This window comes from Marinobacter sp. CP1 (assembly GCF_001266795.1).
Classification (GTDB): Bacteria; Pseudomonadota; Gammaproteobacteria; order Pseudomonadales; family Oleiphilaceae; genus Marinobacter; species Marinobacter flavimaris.
Map to the genome: position 1 here is coordinate 604,032 of NZ_CP011929.1, position 24,769 is coordinate 628,800.

22 protein-coding genes are annotated in these 24,769 nt (G+C 58.3%); 6 read left to right on the forward strand and 16 right to left on the reverse strand.

Annotated features, from left to right (window positions below; genetic code table 11):
* Nucleotides 1-2 precede the first annotated feature (2 nt).
* Nucleotides 3-995 (forward strand): tRNA 5-methoxyuridine(34)/uridine 5-oxyacetic acid(34) synthase CmoB, encoded by a 993-nt coding sequence (cmoB, locus tag ACP86_RS02835; RefSeq protein WP_176443072.1) that lies wholly within the window; start codon nt 3-5, stop codon nt 993-995.
* 54 nt (nt 996-1,049) lie between these two features.
* Here cmoB and ACP86_RS02840 read toward each other — a convergent pair whose 3' ends face one another.
* From ACP86_RS02840 to ACP86_RS02890, 11 genes are all read right to left on the reverse strand, one after another.
* Nucleotides 1,050-2,345, reverse strand: a complete 1,296-nt coding sequence (locus tag ACP86_RS02840; protein ID WP_008170068.1) for an adenylosuccinate synthase — start codon at nt 2,343-2,345, stop codon at nt 1,050-1,052.
* Nucleotides 2,346-2,428: 83 nt separating this feature from the next.
* A complete protein-coding gene (locus ACP86_RS02845; protein ID WP_053112706.1) occupies nt 2,429-3,610 on the reverse strand; it encodes an ATP phosphoribosyltransferase regulatory subunit in 1,182 nt (393 codons plus the stop codon).
* 175 nt (nt 3,611-3,785) lie between these two features.
* Entirely contained in the window at nt 3,786-4,661 is an 876-nt protein-coding gene (gene hflC / locus ACP86_RS02850; protein ID WP_008170064.1) for a protease modulator HflC, read from the reverse strand.
* 2 nt (nt 4,662-4,663) lie between these two features.
* Nucleotides 4,664-5,851 carry an FtsH protease activity modulator HflK gene (gene hflK / locus ACP86_RS02855; protein ID WP_053112707.1) on the reverse strand — a complete coding sequence of 396 codons (1,188 nt, stop codon included), beginning with the start codon at nt 5,849-5,851 and terminating at the stop codon, nt 4,664-4,666.
* An 83-nt stretch (nt 5,852-5,934) separates the two neighbouring features.
* Nucleotides 5,935-7,233, reverse strand: coding sequence for a ribosome rescue GTPase HflX (gene hflX, locus ACP86_RS02860; RefSeq protein WP_008170060.1), 1,299 nt, complete (start codon nt 7,231-7,233; stop codon nt 5,935-5,937).
* A 118-nt stretch (nt 7,234-7,351) separates the two neighbouring features.
* Complete coding sequence (gene hfq / locus ACP86_RS02865) at nt 7,352-7,603, reverse strand: RNA chaperone Hfq (RefSeq protein WP_008170056.1); 252 nt, start codon at nt 7,601-7,603, stop codon at nt 7,352-7,354.
* 33 nt (nt 7,604-7,636) lie between these two features.
* The gene (gene miaA, locus ACP86_RS02870; RefSeq protein ID WP_227507920.1) at nt 7,637-8,641 is read right to left on the reverse strand and encodes a tRNA (adenosine(37)-N6)-dimethylallyltransferase MiaA; all 1,005 of its coding nucleotides are present in this window, start codon (nt 8,639-8,641) and stop codon (nt 7,637-7,639) included.
* A gap of 28 nt (nt 8,642-8,669) precedes the next feature.
* A complete protein-coding gene (gene mutL, locus ACP86_RS02875) occupies nt 8,670-10,580 on the reverse strand; it encodes a DNA mismatch repair endonuclease MutL (RefSeq protein ID WP_053112709.1) in 1,911 nt (636 codons plus the stop codon).
* A gap of 20 nt (nt 10,581-10,600) precedes the next feature.
* The gene (locus tag ACP86_RS02880; RefSeq protein ID WP_053112710.1) at nt 10,601-11,959 is read right to left on the reverse strand and encodes an N-acetylmuramoyl-L-alanine amidase; all 1,359 of its coding nucleotides are present in this window, start codon (nt 11,957-11,959) and stop codon (nt 10,601-10,603) included.
* A gap of 38 nt (nt 11,960-11,997) precedes the next feature.
* Entirely contained in the window at nt 11,998-12,495 is a 498-nt protein-coding gene (gene tsaE, locus ACP86_RS02885) for a tRNA (adenosine(37)-N6)-threonylcarbamoyltransferase complex ATPase subunit type 1 TsaE (protein ID WP_041645383.1), read from the reverse strand.
* A complete protein-coding gene (locus ACP86_RS02890; RefSeq protein WP_053112711.1) occupies nt 12,492-14,045 on the reverse strand; it encodes a bifunctional ADP-dependent NAD(P)H-hydrate dehydratase/NAD(P)H-hydrate epimerase in 1,554 nt (517 codons plus the stop codon). Before ACP86_RS02890 ends, tsaE begins: the two co-directional genes overlap by 4 nt.
* 147 nt (nt 14,046-14,192) lie before the next feature.
* Here ACP86_RS02890 and queG point away from each other — a divergent pair, with 147 nt between their 5' ends.
* A complete protein-coding gene (gene queG, locus ACP86_RS02895; RefSeq protein WP_053112712.1) occupies nt 14,193-15,272 on the forward strand; it encodes a tRNA epoxyqueuosine(34) reductase QueG in 1,080 nt (359 codons plus the stop codon).
* On the opposite strand, the gene orn is transcribed toward queG, so the two are convergent.
* Nucleotides 15,267-15,809 (reverse strand): oligoribonuclease, encoded by a 543-nt coding sequence (gene orn / locus ACP86_RS02900; RefSeq protein ID WP_008174128.1) that lies wholly within the window; start codon nt 15,807-15,809, stop codon nt 15,267-15,269. The two genes, queG and orn, sit on opposite strands and share 6 nt — an antisense overlap.
* A 253-nt stretch (nt 15,810-16,062) precedes the next feature.
* Between orn and rsgA the strand changes: the two genes are divergently transcribed.
* Complete coding sequence (gene rsgA / locus ACP86_RS02905; protein WP_053112713.1) at nt 16,063-17,118, forward strand: small ribosomal subunit biogenesis GTPase RsgA; 1,056 nt, start codon at nt 16,063-16,065, stop codon at nt 17,116-17,118.
* 15 nt (nt 17,119-17,133) lie between these two features.
* On the opposite strand, the gene motB is transcribed toward rsgA, so the two are convergent.
* Both motB and motA read right to left on the reverse strand, forming a co-directional pair.
* On the reverse strand, nt 17,134-18,093 hold the full coding sequence (gene motB / locus ACP86_RS02910) for a flagellar motor protein MotB (RefSeq protein ID WP_053112714.1): 960 nt from the start codon (nt 18,091-18,093) through the stop codon (nt 17,134-17,136).
* A 31-nt stretch (nt 18,094-18,124) separates the two neighbouring features.
* Nucleotides 18,125-18,976 carry a flagellar motor stator protein MotA gene (gene motA / locus ACP86_RS02915; protein WP_008174118.1) on the reverse strand — a complete coding sequence of 284 codons (852 nt, stop codon included), beginning with the start codon at nt 18,974-18,976 and terminating at the stop codon, nt 18,125-18,127.
* 174 nt (nt 18,977-19,150) lie between these two features.
* On the opposite strand from motA, the gene asd reads away from it, so the two are divergent.
* Nucleotides 19,151-20,005 carry an archaetidylserine decarboxylase gene (gene asd, locus ACP86_RS02920; RefSeq protein ID WP_014577803.1) on the forward strand — a complete coding sequence of 285 codons (855 nt, stop codon included), beginning with the start codon at nt 19,151-19,153 and terminating at the stop codon, nt 20,003-20,005.
* 15 nt (nt 20,006-20,020) lie between these two features.
* Here asd and epmA read toward each other — a convergent pair whose 3' ends face one another.
* Both epmA and efp read right to left on the reverse strand, forming a co-directional pair.
* Nucleotides 20,021-20,989 carry an EF-P lysine aminoacylase EpmA gene (epmA, locus tag ACP86_RS02925; RefSeq protein WP_053112715.1) on the reverse strand — a complete coding sequence of 323 codons (969 nt, stop codon included), beginning with the start codon at nt 20,987-20,989 and terminating at the stop codon, nt 20,021-20,023.
* A 7-nt stretch (nt 20,990-20,996) separates the two neighbouring features.
* Nucleotides 20,997-21,572, reverse strand: coding sequence for an elongation factor P (gene efp, locus ACP86_RS02930; RefSeq protein ID WP_041645387.1), 576 nt, complete (start codon nt 21,570-21,572; stop codon nt 20,997-20,999).
* Between the two features lie 45 nt (nt 21,573-21,617).
* Between efp and epmB the strand changes: the two genes are divergently transcribed.
* On the forward strand, nt 21,618-22,658 hold the full coding sequence (epmB, locus tag ACP86_RS02935; RefSeq protein WP_053112716.1) for an EF-P beta-lysylation protein EpmB: 1,041 nt from the start codon (nt 21,618-21,620) through the stop codon (nt 22,656-22,658).
* A gap of 222 nt (nt 22,659-22,880) precedes the next feature.
* Nucleotides 22,881-24,686 carry a hypothetical protein gene (locus ACP86_RS02940; protein WP_053112717.1) on the forward strand — a complete coding sequence of 602 codons (1,806 nt, stop codon included), beginning with the start codon at nt 22,881-22,883 and terminating at the stop codon, nt 24,684-24,686.
* Nucleotides 24,687-24,769: the final 83 nt, after the last annotated feature.

Below are 24,769 nucleotides of genomic sequence, written 5' to 3' on the forward strand. Positions count from 1 at the left end.
CCATGGCAGACTTTGACTGGAAAGCCCGGTTCGGGCCTATCATCGATGAACTTGAGAAAGACGGCCTGGAGCACTGGGCGACGCAACTCCAACAGCAACTGACCCACCGCTTTGAGGACCGCCCCCACGGCGATCTCGATCGCTGGCAAGCTGCCCTTGACCAGCTACCCGGTCTGACTCAGGTAGACGCGCAACTGGACCAATCCGCGGTAACCCTGACCTCCAGACAGCCCCTGACCGTGGCACAACGGGAGCAACTGGAACTCGGATTACGCGGCCTGATGCCCTGGCGCAAAGGCCCCTTCGACTTCTTCGGTACCTACATCGATACCGAATGGCGCTCTGACTGGAAATGGGACCGCGTGTCGCCTTACCTTTCAGACCTTTCCGGTCGTCGCATACTGGATGTGGGTTGTGGCTCCGGGTATCACTGCTGGCGCATGCTGGGCGAAGGCGCGGGTCGGGTGATCGGCATCGACCCGGGGTTGCTGTTCCTGTTCCAGTTCTTCAGCGTCAAGGACTACCTCGGTGATGTCCCGATAGACCTGCTGCCCGTTCGGATGGAAGACCTCCCCGCCGACCTTGAAACCTTCGACACCACCTTTTCCATGGGGGTTCTCTATCATCGGCGCTCACCGCTCGATCATCTGCTTGAACTGAAGGGAACACTTCGCAGGGGCGGGGAACTGGTGCTGGAAACACTTGTCGTTGAAGGCCCTGAGGGCTTCAGCCTGATGCCCGAGGATCGCTATGGGCAGATGCGGAACGTCTGGTTCCTCCCGTCCTGCGACACACTGCTGCGCTGGCTGGACCGCACCGGCTTCCGGAATGCCCGGGTGGTCGATGTCACCCCTACGACCTCAGACGAACAGCGAAGCACCGACTGGATGCGTTTCAACTCCCTCCAGGATTTTCTGGATCCGAACGACCCCTCAAAAACCGTGGAAGGATACCCGGGGCCGTTGCGTGCTACCGTGATTGCCGAGAAGCCCTGAACACAAAAAAACCGCCGTGCCTTTTAAGCAGGGCGGTTTTTTTAACGTTGGCGATTACTCGCCGAACGGGTGACGCAATGTAATCGTCTCGATACGATCCGGACCAGTAGATATCACATCGATCGGCGCTTCGATCTGCTCTTCCAGGAAACGGATGTAGGCCTTGGCGTTCTCCGGCAACTGATCGACACTGGTCAGGCCAACGGTGCTTTCGCTCCAGCCGGGCAGTTCCTCATAAACCGGCTCGATGTCCTTGTAGCTGTCGCAGCCGATGGGCGGCCGGAAAATCTCGCCGTTAGGCGTCTTGTAGCCTACGCAAACCTTCACGGTTTCCAGTCCGTCCAGCACGTCCAGCTTGGTCAGACAGATACCGGACACACTGTTGATCTGGATGGCGTGGCGCAGAGCCACCGCATCGAACCAGCCACAACGGCGGGCGCGCCCGGTTGTAGTGCCGACTTCGTTGCCCTTCACCGCCAGGTGGTTGCCCATATCGTCGAACAGTTCGGTCGGGAACGGTCCGGAGCCTACACGGGTGGTATACGCCTTGGTGATCCCCAGCACATAGTCGAGGAACAGCGGGCCGAAGCCGGAACCGGTGGCCGTGCCGCCAGCGGTGGTGTTGGAAGAAGTCACATACGGATAGGTGCCAAGATCGATATCCAGCAGCGAGCCCTGGGCACCCTCGAACAGGATATTCTCTCCACGCTTACGGAAATCATGCAGCATGTCAGTCACGTCTGCCGCCATGGGCAAAATTTCCTCGCCCATCTGCTTCAGCTCTTCCAGTGCGGCATCAATGTCCTCAGCCTCTTCCTTGAAGTACTCTGTCAGGATGAAGTTGTGGTACGACATGATCTCCCGGAGCTTCATTTCGAAGTCGGCGGGATTGCACAGATCGCCCAGGCGCAGGCCACGACGGGAAACCTTGTCTTCATAGGCCGGGCCAATACCGCGACCGGTTGTGCCGATCTTGTCGACACCACGAGCCCTTTCACGGGCCTGATCAATTCGAACATGAGTACGCAGAATGATCGGGCACGCCAGACTGATGCGGAGGCGATCGCGAACCGCCACGTCATTGGCTTCCAGCTCACGCACTTCTTTCAGCAAAGCCTCGGGCGACAGGACAACACCGTTGCCGATGAGGCAATAGACGTGTTGCCGCAGAATGCCGGAAGGAATCAGGTGAAGCGCTGTTTTCTTGCCGTCAATTACCAGGGTATGACCGGCATTGTGCCCGCCCTGGAAGCGGACAACCGCTGCAACCTTGTCGGTCAGCAGGTCAACAATCTTACCCTTGCCTTCATCACCCCACTGGGTGCCCAGCACAACAACATTTTTACCCATGATTCTCTCTCAATGCGGCTGCCCCGCAGGACAGGCGTTTCGCAAGTTTACCTGTAAATGAATTCACCGAGGCCCCGGGGGCATCAGCCCAGCTTCTGCACAACCCATTGGCCACTCTGTTTGACCAGCTCACGGTCACAGCCTCTGGCGGCAGGGTTAACGCCCTCGTCTTCGGGAAGGGCACGAACAACGGTTTCCGTCATTCTCAGACCGGAGATCACGCCCTCCAGGGCGGGGTCGTCATCCGCCGGCGCCCAGACAGCGCCGGCACTGCGAGTCACGCGCTCGCCAAGAGAGACGAGCGAGCGAATATCAAGACTGAACCCCGTTGCCGGGCGGGCGCGGCCAAAGTCACTTCCGATGGCATCATAACGGCCACCCTTGGCCACGGAATCGCCATGGCCCGGCACGTAGGCTGCAAACACCAGGCCCGTGTGGTAGTTGTAGCCACGAAGCTCACAGAAATCGAATCCGAAGCTGATATCCGGGTAATCTCTTCCCAGCATGTCAGACACACGCCCAAGCTGGTCGAGTGCCGCGTCCAGGCTGTCAGACGCCCCTTGTAGGATCCGACGGGCCTCGTTCAAGGCTTCCGGGCCACCACTGACCCGGGCAAGCTCACGCAAACGAGCACCCGCAGAGCCTGGAGGGCATTGACCGAGCAGTTGATCAAGCTCCGGCACCGATTTACGGGCCATGGCATCAAAAATGGCGCTCTCCGTATCCCGATCAAAGTCCGCCTCGCCGATCAGGCTCTCATAGATGGCAACGTGAGCCAGATCCAGATGGATACGGGGCAAGCCGGCCACCCTGAGGGTTTCCAGCATCAGGCTGATCACTTCCATATCCGCCGCTTCAGAGCCACTGCCAAACAGTTCGCAGCCGGCCTGAATCGGTGTTCGACCTGTCAGCATGTGCCTTGGGCGGGTGTGGAGTACATGCCCGGCATAGCAAAGACGGGTGATCCCTTCCTGGCCCAGGGTATGGGCATCAATGCGCGCCGCCTGAGGCGTCATATCGGCGCGAACACCCATCATCCGCCCGGTCAACTGATCGGTGAGCTTGAAGGTCTGAAGCTCCAGATCGTTTCCGGTTCCGGTAAACAGGGATTCGAGATATTCAATGAGCGGTGGGATTACCAGCTGGTAGCCCCAGCGCTGGCAGGTATCCATTACATCCCGACGCAGGGATTCGATCCGTCCGGCCAATGGGGGAAGAATGTCCTCTACCCCGTCTGGCAGTAACCAGCGATCAGATACTGTCATGAGATTCCGTTGTCCGTTATATCCGCTCCGCCACAGGTGGCTGGGGGGATCACACAGGATTTAAGGCGGCACTCGGCAAAAGCCCGACACAAAACCGGCAGAATTTTACACGGTTGCCGGGCACAAAAAAACCGGAATACAGAGGTATTCCGGTTTTTGGTCTCGACGTGCAGGGTTAACGGGCACCCTGCGGATCGTTCAGGAACTTCATGAACGCGCTGTTGGAATCAATCACCATGATGTCATCCTTGCTCATGAAGGTATTGCGGTAAGCCTGCAGGCTTCGGTAGAAGCTGTAGAATTCCGCGTCGGAGCCGTAGGCATCGGCGTAGATTCTGGCCGCTTGACCGTCACCTTCACCCCGGGTTTCTTCTGACTGGGCAAAGGCTTCAGCCAAAATAACGGTTCTCTGACGATCCGCATCGGCACGAATACCTTCGGCCAACTCCCGACCCCGCGAACGGAATTCCTGAGCCAGTTTCTCACGCTCGGTCGCCATCCGACGGTAGACGTTTTCGCTCACCTGACCCGGGAATTCGATAGCCTTGACACGAATGTCCAGGACCTCGATCCCGAATTCATTCTGGGCGGTCTGGTTTACGCGATCCCGCAGAGTGTGCATCAGCTCATCCCGCTGGCCCGAGACCACTTCGACCATGGTCCGGATACCAAACTCGTCCCGCAGGCCGTTATCAACACGGGAGGACAACAGGGACTGAGCGCGGAACTCGTCACCGCCGGTCGCCCGATAGAACTGGTCCACATCACGGATCTTCCAGGCAATATACGAATCCACATCCAGCGGTTTCTTCTCCACGGTCAGATACTGCCGTGAGGGCAGATCCATGGTGAGAACCCGGATGTCGAATTCACGAACCTGGTCGATGACCGGAACCTTGAAATGGATACCGGCCTGGATATCGGTCTCTACCAGCTCACCGAACCGGAGCAGAACACCCCGATGGGTTTCCGGAATGATGTACACACTGGACAGTACCAGCAGGACAACGATCAGGGCGCCTGCAAGGCCCACTACACCTTTAGGTCCCATAATTATCTGCTCCTCCGAACGGTAGTATCCTGCCTGCTTCGCAGTTCCTGAAGAACCTGATCAGTCAGGGTCTGGATGTCCACGTTGCCCTGGTTGTTGCCGGAGGATGATCCACCGGTACGGGGCAGCGAGCCCTGGGTCAGTCGATCAAGCGGCAGGTACATCATGTTGCCACTGCTCTCCGTGTCAACCAGGATCTTGCTGCTGTTAGCAAGGACTTCTTCGACCGTCTGTAGGTACAAACGTTCGCGAGTGACTGTCGGAGACATCTGATAGACGGCCAGAAGCTCAAGGAAACGCGAGGTCTCACCACGTGCCCGCTCGATCACCTCTTCCTTGTAGGCGTTGGCTTCTTCGATCATGCGCTGGGCCTCACCACGAGCCTCCGGAACGATCCGGTTGCGGTAGGTTTCAGCTTCTTCCTTCACCCGCTGCTCGTCCTCACGGGCCCTCTGGACTTCACGGAAGGCATCCTGGACCGCTGGTGGTGGCTGGGTGCTTTCAACGTTAACCCGCACCAACTCCAGGCCAGTGCCGTATTCCCGCAGGAACATCTGCAGCCTTTGCTCGACCCGCACGGCCAGTTCTGCACGACCTTCGGTCAGTACGTCGTCGAGTGTCGAGCTACCGACCTCGTGACGGATCGCACTATCCGTTGCAAAAGCCAGTGCCTGGTTGGAGTCACGCACATTCAGCACGTAGGCTTCAGCGTCGCCAACGCGGTACTGAACCTGAAGGTCAACCGTTACCAGGTTTTCGTCCTGGGTCAGCATCTGGCCACTGGACTCAGCGGTACGCACGTTAGTCACGCGGACCTTGGTGACGCTATCGATCAGTGGCACCTTGAATCTCAGGCCAGGATTCTCGGTCTGGTGGTATTCACCGAAACGGAGAACCACCGCCCGCTCCTGTTCGTCCACGGTATAGAAGGACTGGAAGATGACATAGCCGACCACCAGTATGGCTGCCAGTGCGAGAATCGCACCAAAACCACCGGCGCTGCCGCCGCTACTGCCGCCGCTGCCGCCGGACTTGCCACCCTTGCCGCCCAGCATCTTGTTGAGCTTGTCGAGACCTTTTTTCAGCGCCTCATCGAGGTCTGGCGGCCCCTGATCATTGCCGCGTCGACCACCACCGGTACCCCAGGGGTCATTGTCGTTACGGTTTCCACCCGGTTCGTTCCAGGCCATAGTGCTCTCCGTTACTGACTTATAAATAGAATGGCTGCAAATACTAGGGATTTATCTCCGCCCCGGCAATAGCCGCTGCGGTTTCAGGCGTGACCCACGTCCAGCCTGACTGACTTTTCATTCACACCGGCGCGGCTCAGCAGCTGATGCCAATCCCGGTTCTGCAGGCGCACCTCAACCACCGTGTCGCCGGTATCCCGGTATTCCTCGCTGATCACCGATCCTGCCTCATGCAAAAGTGCACGCAGTTTGCCATCCGCGGGACCCAGCAGGACAAAGTGGTGAACGACGTCTTCGGCCACACGCTCCACGATCGCATCGAATAAGCCGTCCAGGCCTTCGCCAGTAACCGCGGAAACCCACGCTCTCACCGGGATACCCTCTTCGTTGCGCTCAACCCGAGGCGTGAAATTTTCAAGCAGATCAATCTTGTTGAACACCTGCAGCATGGGAATGTCGTCCGCCCCGATCTCCGCAAGCACTTCCTCAACCTGCTCAATGTTCTCCTCGCGGCGCGGGTCATGGCTGTCGATGATGTGAAGCAGCAACGTCGCCTGCGTTGTTTCCTCAAGCGTCGCCCGGAACGCCTCAACCAGCTTGTGCGGCAGATGCCGGATGAAGCCCACGGTGTCCGCCATTACGACCGGCCCGACATCCGGAAGTTCCAGCCGCCGCAACGTCGGATCCAGCGTGGCGAACAGCTGGTCTGCAGCATATACGGAGGAAGTGGTAATACGGTTGAATAAAGTGGATTTACCGGCGTTGGTATATCCAACCAGCGATACGGTGGGGATGTCAGCCCGCTGACGGGCCCTGCGGCCCTGGTTGCGCTGGCGACGAACCTTTTCCAGACGCTTGTGGATAGACTTGATGCGCTCCCGCAAGAGCCGGCGGTCGGTTTCCAGCTGGGTTTCACCAGGCCCGCGCAGCCCGATACCACCTTTCTGTCGCTCAAGGTGGGTCCAGCCCCGAACCAGTCGCGTGGACATATGCTCGAGCTGCGCCAACTCTACCTGAAGCTTACCTTCGTGAGTCCGTGCCCGCTGAGCGAAGATATCAAGAATCACACCGGTGCGGTCCAGCACACGGCACTTGAGCTCGTGCTCAATGTTGCGCTCCTGGCGTGGGCTCAGGGCATGGTTGAACAACACCACATCCGCTTCGTTCGCCGCTACTGCATCACGAATTTCTTCCAGCTTGCCCTCACCAACGAAAAATCTGGGGCTGGGCTGCTTGCGGGACCCGGTAACGGTTGAGACAGGCTCAACACCGGCAGAGGTGACCAGCTCCCGGAACTCGCCGGGGTCTTCGGTACCATCGTGGGCAGTAAAATCGATGTGGACGAGGACCGCGCGCTCACCGACATCAGGACGTTCAAACAATTGGCATCAACTCCGGGGTAAACACATGATGAGGGTCATAAAAACAAACACCCGCGGCCACAAGACCCCTTGTCGGGATCCTCTGGAACGCGGGTGGCAAGATCGGGAAACGGATGGATCAGTCTTCAGACTCGCCCTCTCCTCCCGGAGCCTGCTGCGGAATGCGGACATTTCGGGCAGGAACCACAGTGGAAATAGCGTGCTTGTAGACCATCTGGCTGACAGTATTTTTCAGCAAAATCACGAACTGGTCGAAAGACTCAATCTGGCCCTGAAGCTTGATACCGTTGACCAGAAAGATGGAAACCGGAATGCGTTCCTTGCGCAATGCATTGAGGTAAGGGTCTTGTAACGAATGCCCTTTTGACATGTGTTTTCTCCTGTTTTTAGTAAATGCAGATCGTCATTTGTCAAAATTAAATGTGGTGCGAAGTCGGATTTTTTTCAAGGCTACCTCAGCGATATGTTTGTCGCCGCTGTCCAGCCAGTCCACATCTGACCACTTGCGCAACCAGGTCAACTGCCGCTTCGCCAGTTGGCGTGTTGCTGCCACTCCCTTGCTGACAAATGTCTCGTAGTCGTCTTCCCCGGACAAATAGCTCCAGGCCTGGCGATATCCGACACAACGCATGGAAGGGAGATCAGGGTGCAGGTCGTCCCGGATCATCAGAGCCCGAACTTCATCAACGAACCCCGCCTCCAGCATTTTCAGAAACCGCAGGCGAATCCGCTCATGAAGCACCCGCCGCTCAGGCGGCGTCATGGCAAGTTGAATTACAGTATACGGAAGCAAAGATGTTTCGTCTGCCTGCCAGCGAGTGAAATAGGTGTAATCCTCAATGTCGCCGACCTGCGCCACTGCCGTCGTTTGCTCACAGCCACCCTGATCGGCTCGCCAGAACTCCGAAATCGGCTTGCCGGTAAGGCGCAATACCTCCAGGGCCCGCATCAGACGCTGCCGGTTGTTCGGATGGATCCGCTCGGCTGCCACCGGATCACTGGCCCGCAGCTCTTCATGCAAAGCCTCCCAACCCCGCTCCTCTGCCTCCTGCTCCAGCGCCTGTCGTACGTCGGGGCTGGCGGATGGCAGACCGGGCATTCCATGCAGCAACGCTTTGAAATACATCATGGTGCCGCCGACTAGAAGCGGGATCCTGCCTGCGGCCGTTATTTCGGCCATGGCGGTCAGCGCGTCCCGACGGAAATCCGCAGCGGAGTATGTTTCCGCCGGATCGCAGATATCAATCAGCCTGTGGGGCGCCCGCGCGAGCTCTGCGGCCGTGGGTTTGGCCGTTCCGATATCCATACCCCGATAGATCATTGCGGAATCTACGCTGATGATGTCGCAAGGCAGGTGGTCGCAGAGCGCCATGGCCAGGTCTGTCTTTCCGGAAGCCGTGGGCCCCATCAGAAAGATGGCAGGAGGCAGTGACACCTCAGCGCCCCCGGAGAAACAGCTTGTCCAGCTCAGACATGGTCACCAGGGTCCATGTCGGCCGGCCATGGTTGCACTGGCCACTGCGCTCGGTCGCCTCCATGTCCCTGAGCAGCGAATTCATCTCCGGAATGGTCAACTGCCGGTTGGCACGCACTGAACCATGGCATGCCATGGTGCCGAGCAGCTCATGCGTCACCGCCTCGACACGATCACTCTGACCATGCTCAATGAGATCCGCCAGAACGTCACGCACCAGCTGTTCTGTGTCAGCACCCCGCAGAAGCGCGGGCACCTGTCGCACAGCGAGGGTTTCCGGACCAATCCGCTCAATCTGGAGACCAAGCTTCTGCAGTTCTTCACCGTGACTCTCGGTCAGGGCGGCTTCTTTCTGGCTAACCGCCAGCGACAGCGGCACCAGCAACGGCTGGCTTTTAAGGTCCTGCTCGGCAAGCGCCCGCTTCATTCGCTCATAGGTAATGCGCTCGTGGGCCGCGTGCATGTCCACAACAATGAGCCCCGCACGACCCTGGGCAAGAATATAGATCCCGTGCAGCTGGGCGATGGCATATCCGAGCGGCGGCTCCTGGTCACTGTCTGCAGGCGGTGTTGGCATTGGCGTGGCGGCGCGATCGCTTACGGGCATAGCCTGCTGTCCGTCGCTTCCGCCACCGGCATTCAGGGACTGATAAAACGCCATCTGATCGCTGGCGCGCCACTCCTGTTGGGGCTGCGACTGTCCGCCAAAGCCGGCGCCTGAGCCGCCGGGGTAACCATAGCTGGATACCGATGGCTGGCCGTTCCAGCCCGCCTCTGCAGACGCACCGGTGGCCGGAACGGCTTCCTGACCCTGGGTGACTGCTTCGCGACCAAAGGACTGCGCCACCGCGCCGCGGAAATGATCGTCCGGCCGGACATCGGCCAGCGCCTTGTGCAGGGTTCTGAAAATGAAATCGTGAACCAGCCGACCATCCCGGAACCGGACCTCGTGCTTGGTCGGGTGGACGTTTACATCGACGGTGGCGGGGTCGACTTCCAGATACAATACAAACGCCGGGTGCCGGTTATTGTAGAGTACATCCCGATAAGCCTGGCGCACGGCATGAGCTACCAGGCGGTCACGAATAACGCGGCCGTTGACGAAGAAATACTGAAGATCGGCCTGGCTGCGCGAAAATGTGGGAAGAGCGACCCAACCCCAGAGCCGCAGCCCGGTGGCCTCCGCATCAATAACCACCGCGTTATCGATAAACTGCTGGCCGCACAGGGATCCAATCCGACGCTCGCGATCGAGGGCCGATTCCGCTGGCCTGAGGCTTTGAACGACACGCTGGTTATGGCGCAACGTGAAGCCAGCATCGAAACGGCTCAGCGCCTGGCGCCGCACGCATTCTTCGACGTGATTGAATTCTGTCTTTTCAGTACGCAGGAATTTGCGGCGAGCCGGGGTGTTAAAAAACAGGTCGCGCACTTCAACGGTCGTTCCGACAGGGTGCGCTGCAGGCGAAATTCTCGCGTCCATTTCCCGGCCCTCGACCTCGACCCGAGAGGCCGCTTCCTGGGACTCGGTCCTTGAGGTCAGGGTAAGACGGGAGACAGAGCTGATACTGGCAAGCGCTTCTCCCCGGAAACCCAGGGACGCCACGGCTTCCAGATCGTCCAGACTGGCAATCTTGCTGGTCGCATGGCGGCTTAGCGCCAGGGGAAGATCGTCTTCCTCAATACCACTGCCGTCATCCCGAACTCGAATCAGCTTAACGCCGCCCTGCTCCACCTCAACATCGACGCGGTTGGCGCCGGCATCCAGGGCATTTTCAACCAGTTCTTTGACGACAGACGCGGGGCGCTCAACCACCTCACCCGCGGCAATCTGGTTCGCGAGCCGCGGTGACAGCAATCGAATGGGGGGCATGTTACAGAAAAACCTCTTGATCAGGACGCGGGGATACGAATGGTTTGCCCTACCATAACACGGTCGTCCCGAAGGTCGTTAAACTGCATCAGCTCACTGACGGTCGTCTGATTTTTCCGGGCCACGCCGGATAGCGTGTCTCCACGCTGTATCCGGTAGTGGCTGATGCTGTTTCCACCCTGGCGATTCTGTTTTTGCCACGCCAGCAGGGTTCCAGGCGGGGGCGTTTTCTGGAAGTAGTCATCTATGCCTTTCATGATGGCGCCGGCCAGCTTGTTGCGGTACCACTCAGTGGCCAGGTTTTTCTCTTCCTGGGGATTCGATATGAAGCCTGCTTCCACGAGGATGGAGGGAATATCCGGTGATTTCAGAACCGCAAAAGCGGCCTGCTCAACGCCAGGCTTGTGCAACTTCGCCACGCCGCCCAATTTGCCCAGGACCGAACTGCCAACCCCCAGACTGGCGTTGATACTGGCCGTCATGGAGAGGTCCAGCAGAACACCGGCAAGCATGTCGTCACGGCCATCAAGGGACAGCCCGCCGGCACCGCCGATCAGATCCGACCGGTTCTCACTATTGGCCAGCCAACGGGCAGTTTCACTGGTGGCGCCGCGTTGGGAAAGGGCGAAGACCGAGGCACCTTTGGGTTGTGGTGTACGGAAGGCGTCGGCATGGACCGAGACGAACAGGTCAGCGCTGTATTTCCTGGCCAGAATCGTGCGATTGCGAAGGCCAATGTAATAGTCCCCGGTTCTGGTCAGCTTGGCGGTATAACCCGGCCGATCATTGATGAGGTTGGCCAGGGTTTTCGCCATTTTCAGAACCACGTCCTTTTCACGGGTTCCCCGCGGACCAATAGCACCCGGATCTTCCCCGCCGTGCCCTGCATCAATGACCACAATAACGTCTCGCTTCCCGGATGAATCCTGGGTCACGGTGGGCGTTGTCGCCTTTTCCAGCCGGCTACCGCTTTCATCAATCAGGTCGACCACTAGTCTGTGGCCGTACTGCTGATTCGGCTCCAGCTGAAAACTCCGCGGTTTAATGTCAGCCTTGAGATCCAGAACGACGCGCAAATCGGTGCCGTTTCTGGGGGCACTGCGGATTCTCTTGATCGGACTGCCGGAAAGGTCCAGACCGGAAAAATCGGTCTTCAGGTTGGCATTCTTGAGATCGATCACCAGCCGCGCCGGGCCGCTCAGGGAGAAAATGTTGTGCTCCACCTGCCCGCCAGTGTCCAGCACCAGCCGGGTATGATCGGGCGCGGGCCAGATACGGGCACTCTCGACCTGTGTCGCCGCCGAACCGTGAAACGCCAATGTCACAAGCAATAGCGCAATCGGCCAGACCAGTTGTTTACTCAGCTTTGCACAATTCATAAAGCTTACCTGCCAGTTTATTCCCGGTTCCGAGCTCACTATGACGCCGGACCAATCAACTCCAGTTCGTTCAGCACCCCGGCGCCCAGCTCTGAGCGGGCCCTGAGGACTACAGAGCGCCCCTCTCCCCGGGTTTCGAGATGAACCTCCAGGTCCGGCTCGGGCAATATGCCCTTGCCTCTCTCGGGCCACTCGATCAGGCACAGGTTTTCGGCGGAAAAATAATCGCGGATGCCCATGTATTCCAGTTCTTCGGCGTCGCCCAGGCGATAAAGATCAAAATGGTATGTCGGTGGATTCAGAGTCTCGTAGGGCTCTACCAGGGTATAGGTCGGGCTCTTTACGGCCCCCTCATGACCCAATCCGCGCATGACGCCCCGACTGATGGTGGTTTTACCCATGCCAAGCTCACCATCCAGATAAACAACCAGGCCATGGCCAGACTCCACGACGGTCCTGGCCAGCTCCCGACCGAGATGCTCGGTTTCGGCCTCGTTCTCCAGAAAAACCCGACGCTCGTTACCCATTATGCTCATAACGATTCAGCCCCCGGACTCCTTTCAGATTCCCGAAACACCAACGGCAGCGCATCGATGACATCGGTCGGTATCAGCCCGATAAACCCCGTGGTTCTCGCAGCCCGGTCAGCCGCAGCAAGGTGCACGGATGCGCCCAGCACGGCCGCTTTCTGTCCGTCGCCAATCTGAGCCAGAACAGCCGCAACAATACCTGAAAGCACATCTCCCATTCCGCCAGTCGCCATTCCGGGATTGCTGCCACTGATGATATCCAGGCCGCCGTCCTCAGACGCGACAACGGTGCCGGCGCCTTTCAAAAGCACCGTGCCGCCGTACAGCGCCTGCAGATTTCTGGCGGCGGCCATCCTGTCTGCCTCAACCTCGGGTACCAGGCAATTCAGCAACCTGGCCGCCTCGCCCGGATGAGGAGTCAGGATGTGATTATCCGCCGGGATGGCTACCCGACCAGACAAAAGGTTCAGCGCATCCGCATCCAGCACCCGCGGCTTGCCGCTGGCAACCACCTGCTCGAGCATCTGCTGGCCCCAGGCGCTTCGCCCGATACCCGGGCCACACACGACAACCGAGGCAGCATCAAGCAACGTCGGCAACTCCGAGCCATGGATCAGGCCATGAACCATGACGGATGGACATCTTGCCAGGGCCGCTGTCACATGCTCGGGGCGGGTCGCCAACGACACGAGCCCGGCACCCGATCGCGCCGCAGCCTCTGCCGCCAGCAGACCGGCCCCACCGAATCCGCGATCACCCGCAACCACCAGCACATGCCCGAATCTTCCCTTGTGAGCGTTGGCAGGCCGGGGTGGTAGCCAGGGCATCACAGAACCCCAGTCACGACGGCGGGCGATGGGCTTCTGGCCGCTACCGGCGATACCCTCGTCGGTATCCAGAGATTCGAAAACCACCTCGCCGCACACTGCCGCACCTTGCCCCGTGAACAAGCCAGCCTTGAGCCCGATAAAGGTCACTGTCCTGGCTGCGTTAACCACATCCCCCTCGGCCGCTCCCGTGGTCGCATTAAGCCCGGAGGGCAGATCCACCGCAAGGACTGGCGCTGAAGCGCTATTACATCGGCCTATCAGAGTCGCAAACGGTTCCCGGGGGGCACCGGACACGCCAGTACCGAGCATGGCATCAACAATCAGGCCCGCGCTGGCAAACAGATCGTCCAGCGATGACTCGCCGAGAGCCTCGAGGTCAAGAACATCTACACCGTCCGCCAGGGCCTTTTGCCAGGCTTTACGGGCGTCGCCGGACAATTTGCCGGTTGGCGCAACTGCGACACAGCTGACGTCCAGACCGTGCCTTTTCGCACTTGCCGCGACCAGGTAACCGTCACCACCGTTGTTACCCGCACCGCACAGGACCAGCACCGAGCCGCAGTTTGGCCAATGCCGTACCAGGCAGCGAAAAGCGGCGTGGGCGGCGGACTGCATCAGCTCAAAACCATCAACACCTTGCTGATCAATCACATAGCGATCGATCTGCCTCACCGCATCGGCGGAAAACAGTGCGTCTGGTAGACTGTGCCCAGCGGACGGCGGCATGAACCTTTGCTCCCGTTACAGAAACCGGTTTAAGAAAATTGGCCAGATACCTGTAAAGCATAGCAAAACAGTAGAAAAGGTCATAACTTAATCAGATTAAATATCCGTACACGGGTTCAGCACCAAATTCCAGCATCGGCAGTCACTATGAGCACCACAGCAACCTGTACCACGACACACCCGGAACTTGCGGATCTGCCGTCGCTCATCCGCCAGTGGGCAGCTGAATTCGGGTTTGCCGATGTGGGCATTACCAACGCGGACACGGGCGAGCACGCCGACCATCTGAAGGACTGGCTTGCGGCAGGTTACCAGGGCGAAATGGATTACATGGCCCACCACGGTGACAAGCGCTATACGCCTGCCTCTCTGGTGCCGGGCACCACGCGGGTTATATCCGTGAGAATGGACTATTTGCCCTCACCAGACAGTCCTAAAGAAGCGCTTACTAACCGGGAGGGTGCTTATGTCACGCGTTATGCGCTGGGTCGGGATTACCACAAACTTATCCGTAAGCGTCTTGCACAGCTGGCAGCGAAGATTGATGAGGCCGTTAGCGGATACGATTACCGGGCTTTTGTAGACAGCGCTCCGGTGCTGGAACGCGCACTGGCGCAGAGAGCTGGTCTCGGCTGGATCGGCAAGAACAATATGCTGATTCACCCGAAGGCCGGCTCGTTCTTTTTCCTCGGGGAAATCTTCACCAGCGCCCCCCTGCCCATCGATGAACCCTTTGAAACGGATCATTGCGGCAGCTGTTCGGCCTGCCTCGACCTTTGCCCGACGGACGCCTTTGTTGGCTCGCACAAGCTTGATGCCCGACGTTGCATCAGCTATCTCACCATCGAGCTGAAAGGGAGTATCCCAGAGGAGCTGCGACCGCTAATGGGCAACCGGGTTTTCGGTTGCGATGACTGCCAGCTGGTGTGTCCATGGCAGAAGTTCAGCAAACCGACCAGCGAAAAGGACTTTCAACCGAGGCATGGGCTGGACAACAGCTCCCTGGCAGAGCTTTTTCTCTGGACCGAGGAGCAGTTCCTCAAACGCACCGAGGGCTCTGCGATTCGGCGCACAGGCTACGAGGGCTGGCTCCGCAACCTGGCGGTCGGGCTGGGCAATGCGCCGTCAACCATTCCGGTAATTGAGGCCCTGAAAAAACGCGCGGACCACCCTTCCGAGATGGTCCGCGAGCACGTCCAGTGGGCTCTGAAGCGGCATGGCCTATAGCTTGAAGAACTGTTCCCGGTAATGACGCAGTTCGTTGATGGAGTCCCGGATGTCGTCGAGTGCAAGGTGGCTACCTTTCTTTTTTACGCCAGCGAGGACATCCGGGCGCCAGCGGCGGGCAAGTTCTTTCACTGTGGATACGTCAAGATTCCGGTAATGGAAGAAGTCTTCCAGTTCGGGCATGTATTTGACGAGGAACCGGCGATCCTGGCCAATGCTGTTGCCGCACAGGGGTGACTGGCCCTTTTCTACGTGTTTTTTCAGGAATTCGATGGTCTGCTGTTCGGCTTGAGACTCGGAGATATCGCTTTCCTGAACGCGTTTGGTCAGTCCGCTTTCACCATGGGTACGGGTGCACCATTCGTCCATGGAGTCCAGAAAGGATTGTGGCTGATGAACGGCAATAACCGGTCCTTCCGCGACAATATTGAGTTCCGAATCGGTGATGATTGTGGCCATTTCGATGATCCGTTCTTTTTCCGGATCCAGGCCTGTCATTTCCAGATCGATCCATACGAGGCGATTGCTTTCTGCCATTTTGTTACCAGCCTTCTGAGTGCGGTGGTAGTGGGACTGGGTCCGGCTTTCCGGAAACCGCTACGAGCACATCCATGTGCGCTTGGCGTCGGCCATCCATGGCCGCCGACATTTCCGGAAAGCCGGGCCCAGCCCCACTGCGAAATCAGGTGATATACCCTCAACGTCTCGGCATTGCCCAAGCCGAGTAGCTACGATTGCAGTATGATGGCACACCAAAGGCGAAACTTTCATCTGGTTATCCGGGACATAAATGGCAAAACGGCGACTGAACAAGCAGCAACAATTCCGTATCAAGAAAGTCCAGGAAGAGCGTGCGGCCCGCGCGGCGCGCAAGGAGAGGAAGGTTCAGGAGCAGGCCGACGCCGGCGAGCTCGGGCCAGAGCAGGAAGGGTTGGTCATTGCTCACTACGGGCAACAGCTGGATGTCGAAGCGCTTGAAGGTGACCAGGAAGGCGATGTGGTTCGCTGCTTTGTTCGGGCCAATATCGATAGCCTGGTAACTGGCGACAAGGTTGTCTGGCGGCCGGGGAAGAATGAGACGGGGGTTATCGTTGCCCGCAGTGAGCGCCGCAATCTGCTGCAGCGGCCGGATAATTTTGGTGCCCTGAAGCCGGTGGCCGCAAACATTGATCATATTATTCTTGTGATTGCGCCGGAGCCGGAACCTCACGATAACCTGATTGACCGGTATCTGGTGGCATCCGAGATCACAGACATTCCGGCGGTGATTCTGTTGAACAAGACCGATCTGATCAACGAGAGCAACCGGGAGTACATCGACGCGCTTCTGGGCCGGTATGAGGCTCTGGGCTATGAGGTGGTTCGAACGTCTGCCGCTGAGTCCGGCGACAAACCTTCGCCAGAGGTTGAGGCATTGGTGAAAGATCAGACCAGTGTGTTTGTGGGGCAATCCGGGGTGGGCAAGTCATCCATTATCCAGACCCTGATGCCCGATGAGGCCATTCGCGTGGGGGCTGTGTCGGAGAGCACCGGCAAGGGGATTCACACGACAACCACGGCTAAACTGTTCCACCTGCCGCTCGGAGGCGATCTGATTGACTCGCCGGGGATCCGTGAGTTTGGGCTCTGGCATATGACAGCGCAGGAGATCGAGTATGGCTTTCGGGAAATTCGGGAGGTGATCGGCACCTGCAAGTTCCGCAACTGCCGGCACATGGGTGACCCCGGTTGCGCCATCGACAGAGCTGCGGAGGAAGGGAAAATCAGCCCGGAGCGGCTGAAAAGCTTCCACCGAATCCTTCAGGATATGACGGAGCAGCAGGCCCGCGGGCTGAAGCTGGACTGACGGACCCGAACGGCCTTACCAGTTGAGCTCGCCAGGGGCCGGCTCTTCTTTTTCCTGCAACCATTCCCCGCTTTCCAGACGCTCACGGGCCGCCTCACGCTCCGCCTCGGTCGGCTGGGTCAGATCAATCAAGGGCTCATCGGACTGGCCGGCAGTGCTCTGAATATTATCGACGGTCTTCTTGTTCAGAACGATAATGGAGATGCGGCGATTCACCGGCGCGTTCGGATCTTCCTTGTCGAACAGTACGGAATCACTCAGGCCAACCACGCGAGCAATCTGCTGCTGACGCACACCCCCTGCAACCAGCGCTCTTCGGGCGGTATTTGCCCGGTCTGCCGATAATTCCCAGTTCGTGTAACCCGGCCGGCCGCTAAATGGCGTGGAGTCGGTGTGCCCGGTAATACTGAGCTTGTTGTTCACTGAACCCAGAGTTTTCGCAAGCTCAAACAGAATATCCTGAGAGTAGTACTTCAGCTCGGCCCGGCCGCTGTCGAACATGGGGCGACCGGAGCGATCGACGATCTGGATGCGCAGGCCCTCGTCGGTTATATCGATCAGCAACTGATCCTTGAACTCCTGCAAAGTCTCATCCTGCTTGATTTGCTCCTTCAGCTCCTGAAACAACTCCTGCATACGTCGCTGTTCAAGAGTTTCAGAGAGCTCATCCACCACTTCGTCTTCAATCTGGATCTGGCTCGATTCGATATCCGGACTCGCCTCGTTGACGACCGAGGCACTGCCCTCAAGATCCACAGGGTTTGGAGAACCACCCTCGGTGAAGCCAACGGGATCCCGAAAGTAACCCTCAACCGCTTTTTTTTGCTCCGGCGATGCCGTAGCGGTTAACCAGAGAACCAGAAAGAAAGCCATCATGGCGGTGGCGAAATCGGCAAACGCGACCTTCCAGGAGCCACCGTGATGGCCACCTGCAACAACCTTTTTCCGTTTGATGATGATCGGCTGTTCTTCCACGAATCGGCTCCGGGTTCAGATGAGGGCGGTATTACTTGGAACGAACGTGATCATTAAGCTCCTGGAACCCAGGGCGCTTATCCGTGGGCAACGCCTTGCGGCCAAACTCAATGGCCATTTGCGGCGCTTGCCCGGAAACCGTCGCCACAATCGCTGATTTGACGCACTCGTAAGCCTTCAATTCGTACTTCGCAGCGTGCTCCATGGCGATAGACGCAGGACCCACAAAACCATACCCCATGAAAATACCCAGAAAGGTACCCACCAGTGCTGCAGCCACACTGAGACCAATCTTTTCCGGGCCTTCAGTGAGAAAGTTCATGGTAATTACGATACCCAGCACCGCAGCTACAATACCAAGCCCCGGCAGCGCATCGGCGATTTTGTTGACCGCGTGAGCAGGCTCCTCAAGCTCGTGCTGACGACTGTCGATCTCATTCTCCATCATGCCTTCCAGCTCGTGGGTCGCCATATTTCCGGAGCTGATGATGCGAAGATAGTCCGTGATGAACGCGAGCAGTTCCTTGGACTTCATGACGGCTGGATATCGACTGAAAATCTGGCTTGCCTCGGGATTATCGATGTCCTCCTCGATCGCCATGACGCCTTGTTTACGGGATTTATCGAAGATCTCGTAAAGCAGACTCAGCAGATCCATGTAGAACGCCTTTTTGTAGGGTGAGCCTGTCAGTAACTGGACTCCCTTACCAAAGACCTCTTTGAGCGTATGGACGGGGTTAGCAATGATGAACGAGCCCAGAGCTGCCCCGAAAATGATTAACACTTCGGTTGGCTGCCAGAGCACCATCAGATTGCCGCCGTGGAGAACATAGCCAGTCAGTACGCTGGCCAGAACAATAATCGAACCGACGATCAGTAACATAGAATCTACGCACGCCTTATTTTATTGGTTATCGGCCGGAGCCGGAAGCTGTCACGCAAAAGGTGACACGATAATAGCAAGGCCGCGTCATAACCGCGAAGCCGTGAAACAATTTCTATACAGGTAGCAGTCTTTGGTAAACTTCGCGCCTTTGAGCGCAAAGGATCACATCTAATGTTCGACAAGCTTTTTGTTCTTAGCCAGTACATAACGCCGCAACTGGGGGTATCCAACCTCGCCGGCCGCCTGGCGGACAATGACCGCTCCCCTGCGCTCAAGAACCGGGTTATAAAATGGTTTATCGGCCGCTATGGCGTTGACATGAGCGAAGCCGCCGAGCCTAACCCTGAAGCTTACGCCACGTTCAACGATTTCTTCACCCGGGAGCTGAAGCCTGGCATCCGCCCCCTGGCGGACGGCGAAAAAACCCTGGTCAGCCCCGTTGACGGCGCCATCAGCCAGCTCGGCCAGGTCACCGGAGACCGGGTTTTCCAGGCAAAGGGCCAGTCGTTCAGCCTGAGCGAGCTGCTCGGTGGCGAAGAGGCGACCACAGCCCCGTTTGCCGATGGCGAATTTTCTACAATCTACCTCTCGCCCAAGGACTATCACCGGATCCACATGCCGATGGCCGGCACGCTTCGACAGATGATCCATGTTCCCGGCAAGCTTTTTTCGGTCAACCCGGTAACCGCCGAAAATGTCCCGAATCTGTTCGCCCGCAATGAGCGGGTTGTCTGCATCTTCGACACCGCTTCCGGCCCCATGGCCCTGGTACTGGTTGGCGCCATGATTGTCGGCAGCGTGGAAACCCGCTGGGCAGGCGTTGTTGTGCCCGGCAGTCGGCAGGTCACATCAACACGGTACGAAGGCGAGCAGGCCATCAGCTTCGATAAGGGTGAAGAAATGGGCCGGTTCCGCCTGGGCTCCACTGTGATTATGGTTATGCCAAAAGGCTCCGTCAGTTGGAACAGCGATCAGGTGGCCGGCAAAACCGTTCGCATGGGCGAGGCATTCGGCGCCCTGGCGTGATCACGTTCGGCAGGCTCAAGCCAGCTCGAACGGAAACGCCAAGACCTCACGGATGTCCTGGACTCCCAGCTTGAGCATCAGCAACCTGTCCAGCCCGAGTGCGACACCGGAGCACTCGGGCAAGCCCTGATCAAGCGCAGCGAGAAAAGCCTCATCCAGCCCCATTTCAGGCTTTCCGGATCGCCTGCGCAGCTCGTTATCAGCCTCAAAGCGCAGCCTCTGTTCTCCTGGATCGGTTAATTCCCAGTAACCGTTACAGAGCTCCAGACCATCAACATAGAGTTCAAAACGATGCGCGGTCTCATAGCCGTCAGACTTCGAAACTCTGGCCAGTGAAGCCTGCGAGGCCGGATATCCCGTTATAAATACGGGCCTGCCCCGTCCCAGATTCGGCTCCACGGCAAAACTCATCAGCAGATCGAGGCAGCCATCCCGACCAAGGTCAGCCAATTGCTCTGGCTCCAGCCACTCCTCACAGCGGCGCATCAGTTCACGGTCCGTCGCTGCGAACGGGTCAATGTGCGCCCATCGCCTGAGTGCATCGCGATACTGAATTTTTTCCGGGCGCTCGCATCCCAGCCAGCCGCAGACAAGGTCTGACACCTCAGCCATGAGCGTCACATCATCAAAGCCTGTCCGATACCATTCGAGCATGGAGAATTCGGGGTTGTGACGACGCCCCTGTTCGCCATTGCGGAACACCCTGGAGATCTGAAAAATGGATCCACAGCCGGCCGCAAGCAAGCGCTTCATGTGGTACTCGGGAGACGTCTGGAGCCACCCGCCTTTGCGTGTGCCGGCAGAAACCTGCGCGGGGATGCCGTCAAGATTGACATCAGTTACGCCACATCGCCCAAGCACCGGGGTTTCGACCTCCAGCACTTCTCGCTTCGCAAAAAAGCCGCGCACAAACGCCAGTTGTTGTGCGCGGCTTTTCAGGGCAGCCTGCGAGGCAGAGGGCTGCCAGACAGGTTCGCGGTTCATGACCGGATCAACTGCTCTTTACCCGGCTCACGTACTCGCCAGAGCGGGTATCAACTTTCAGGACTTCGCCGATGGTGATGAAGAGGGGTACGTTAACAACCGCACCGGTGGAAAGTGTTGCCGGCTTGGAACCACCCTGGGCGGTGTCACCCTTCATACCCGGATCGGTATCAACCACCTCAAGTTCAACGAAGTTGGGGGGCGTTACGGACAGCGGCGAGCCGTTGTAGAGCGTTACCGTGTAAACGTCCTGCTCTTTCAGCCACTTCAGCGCATCGCCAACCGCTTTGGCGTCAGCCGGGTACTGCTCGAAGGAACCGTCAGTCAGCATGAAGTGCCAGAATTCACCGTCGGTATATAGGTATTCCATATCCTGATCAATGACATCCGCAGCTTCAAGACTTTCGCCGGACTTGAACGTGCGCTCCCAGACCCGGTTGGTCATGAGGTTGCGCAGCTTGACGCGGTTGAAGGCCTGCCCCTTACCGGGCTTTACAAACTCGTTCTCGAGAATGATGCAGGGGTCGCCATCCAGCAAAACCTTAAGACCGCCGCGAAATTCGTTGGTAGAATATGAAGCCATGAAATGTCCACCTGACAAAATGCTGTTTAGAATTCGAAGGGCGTTATGATACAGCGAACCCCCGCCCGTATAGAAGCCCACCTTTCCGACCACGAACAACGCAGCTGGCAGCAACTGCTGTCGGGCGCTGTTACGTCGCCGAAGGAGCTGCTCCGCCGCCTGGAGTTGCCCGAGGAACCGTGGCTTGCAGGGGCAGAACAAGGCCACAGGCTTTTTCAGATCCGGGTACCTGAACCCTTCCTCAACCGGATGGAGAAGGGCAATCCGGCCGACCCTTTGCTCAGACAGGTCCTTCCGCTGGCCGACGAAGCCGGCCACGCGCCCGGTTTTGTCAGCGATCCTCTCCAAGAATCCGGCGCCATTGCCACCACCGGGCTTATCCGCAAGTACCGCAGCCGGGCCCTGCTCATGGTGACCGGACAGTGCGCGATCAATTGCCGGTACTGCTTCCGCAGGCACTTTCCCTACGACGAGCAACGCCTGAGCCCTCACGACCGGCAGCGGGTAATTGATACCCTTGGCGCCAGCCCGGAAATCAACGAAGTCATCTTCAGCGGCGGCGATCCCCTGGCCGTCAATGATCGCCTGCTCAGTCAGTGGGCAAGCGCTATCAGCGGCATACCCCACATCCGCCGGCTGCGCCTGCATACCCGCTTGCCAGTTGTGATTCCCCAGAGGGTTTGCGACGAGTTACTGAAGTGGCTGTCGACGACTCCGCTCCAGGTAGTGATTGTCCTGCACATCAACCACCCGGCAGAGATCGACGGCCCCACTCGCCGTGCGCTCGGATACCTCCGGGCCGCAGGCGCAACGCTCCTGAACCAGAGCGTGATCCTCAGGGGTGTAAATGATCGAACGGCGGTGCTTGAAGAGTTGAGCGAGACCCTGTTTGATGCGGGCGTCCTGCCCTATTACCTGCATGCATTTGATCCAGTGACAGGCGCTCACCATTTCGACGTATCCGATGATGAGGCCCGAAATCTGGTGCGTGAGCTGCTGGCGCGCCTGCCCGGTTTTCTGGTGCCGAAGCTGGTGAGAGAAGAGCCTGGCAAGGAAAGCAAGACCCCGATCAACCTGTTCCCGTGACCGGTTTCGCAAAAAACGGCCCAAATTCACTTGTCAAAGATTGTCAACTCATGATCTTCTCGCTTTTTACGACTGGTTTGCTACTTTAAAGTCCAGTACCGTTAACGATAAAAACATGTATTTACGGCGTTTTCCTGACAGGCCGGCGGACAACCGGTAACCGCCAGCCAGGCAGGGCCAACCCCGGAATACCACCTGTGGTCCAGACATCGGCATGCATTCATGGAAGGTAAGACCCTGAAACCTGATCTCCGCGTTCCCGAACAGAAAACGGCCAGCCTGTCGTTCTGTGACACGACGCCCAAGGCGTTCCGGGTCTGGATAGACCAATTGCCGATGGCCAATATCGGCGAGGTGTCACGACAGCTTTACCACGCCATTATCGAACTGAATCACCTTTTCCTGGCGCCCCAGCAGCGCATGCAGTTCCTGGAATTGATTCGGGAAAAGATTCATTTTGTCTGTAATGAGCTCTCCCGCCACTACCTCGGTCTTGCCGTGGCGCTGCCCGAAAAACAAAGGAAGATCGCAAATCTGTCCCAGGCGCTCCAACTACATCTGGCTGGCGGCTACAAACTGTGCGTTCTGGAGTTTATCGACAACGGGGGTCTGGACAAGAATCGGCGCCAGATTGCCACAGCCGCACACCGGGCCATTTCCGAGCTGTCGGCAACTATTCTGAGATCGCACCAGCTCTACTGCCCGAGCCCCGCCCAGAGCTGGCTGGAGTGCCACCGTCTATTCCGGTTTGCACACCGCAACAAGCTCTCAGTAGTACAGGTGGAGGACGACACACTTCAGCATCGCCGCACCAGCTCGGTCGCCGACAGCTACAAGCGTATCCTCCTGCTGGGCTGTGCGCGCCCGAATCAGCTGCGACAGGCTGAGCTTCTGCACGTCTATGAACTCTTCGAATCCTGGACGGACCATACCCGGTGCGGACCGGATGTTGAGGACGACAGCCTGTTTGTAATCAACATGGAACGGGACAACCCGCCGGTTTACCGCAGCCTTCTCGAACAGAAACCAGGTGACGACAGCTTCGGCTTTGATACCCGGGATCTCTCGGCGATGCTGTCGGAGACGCTCCATGCCCGTCGCGAGCACAAAGATACCGATCACGAACTTCAGGTGCCGGCAAAGGTAAGCGACACCCTGCTCACTCACCTCAGCCAGGCCCTCGGCATTCTCGCGAAGCGGAACTTCAACCGCATCGCGAGCCAGGGGTCCCTTGAAGTCTGCGTGGGCCTCACAGCCGCGCACTACTTCATTGCGGGCGAGAAAACCTTTACGGAATTCGTGAATGGCAACGATAACGGCCATGATGAGGAAGAAAACCTGTTCGTAAGGGCTTCGCGCCAGAAGCAGGACGCCTGGTCAGGCGCACACGACGCCAGTCCCAGCGACGACCGACTTCACGCCGGCGACACGCCGATCAACTTCAAGGGCTCCTACGGCAACTCCCAGGCCCCGTCGACCGACCGAAACCGACCAAAGTCACACCACTCTCTCCTGATCAACACCAGCCCCGGTGGCTACTGCGTTGCATGGGAAAGCAATGTGCCTCCGTCATTGCAGGCCGGCGAGGTTCTTGGCGTTCGTGAGCAAAGCTCACATCCCTGGAGCGTGGCGGTGGTGCGCTGGATTCGACAGATCAAGAACCAGGGCACCCAGGTGGGCATTGAGCTGCTCGCACCGAGCGCTTCACCCTGCGGTGTGCGCCTGATCCAGAAAGTGGGCAACAGCAGTGAATACCTGCGCGGCCTGCTGTTACCGGAAATCAGCGTGGTCAACCAGTCAGCCACACTGATCACGCCTCGCCTGCCATTCCAATCGGGGAGCCGCATCTCCCTGCTCCATGATGGCCGGGAAGATCAGGGGCAGTTGTCTCGCAAGGTGTCCTCCACTGGCAGCATCAGCCAGTTCGAACTCAAGCTGCAGAACGCGGCAACGCTGAATGCTGGCGCGCCGCCTGCATCATCCGGAGCCAGCGAGGACGAATTCGACTCGCTCTGGCCATCTCTATAAGGTCTCCAAACTGAGACACCGGAAGCCCGCAGAGGGTTGTTATTGATCGGCAACCCCTGCATCATTCAGCGTTAGTGAATGAA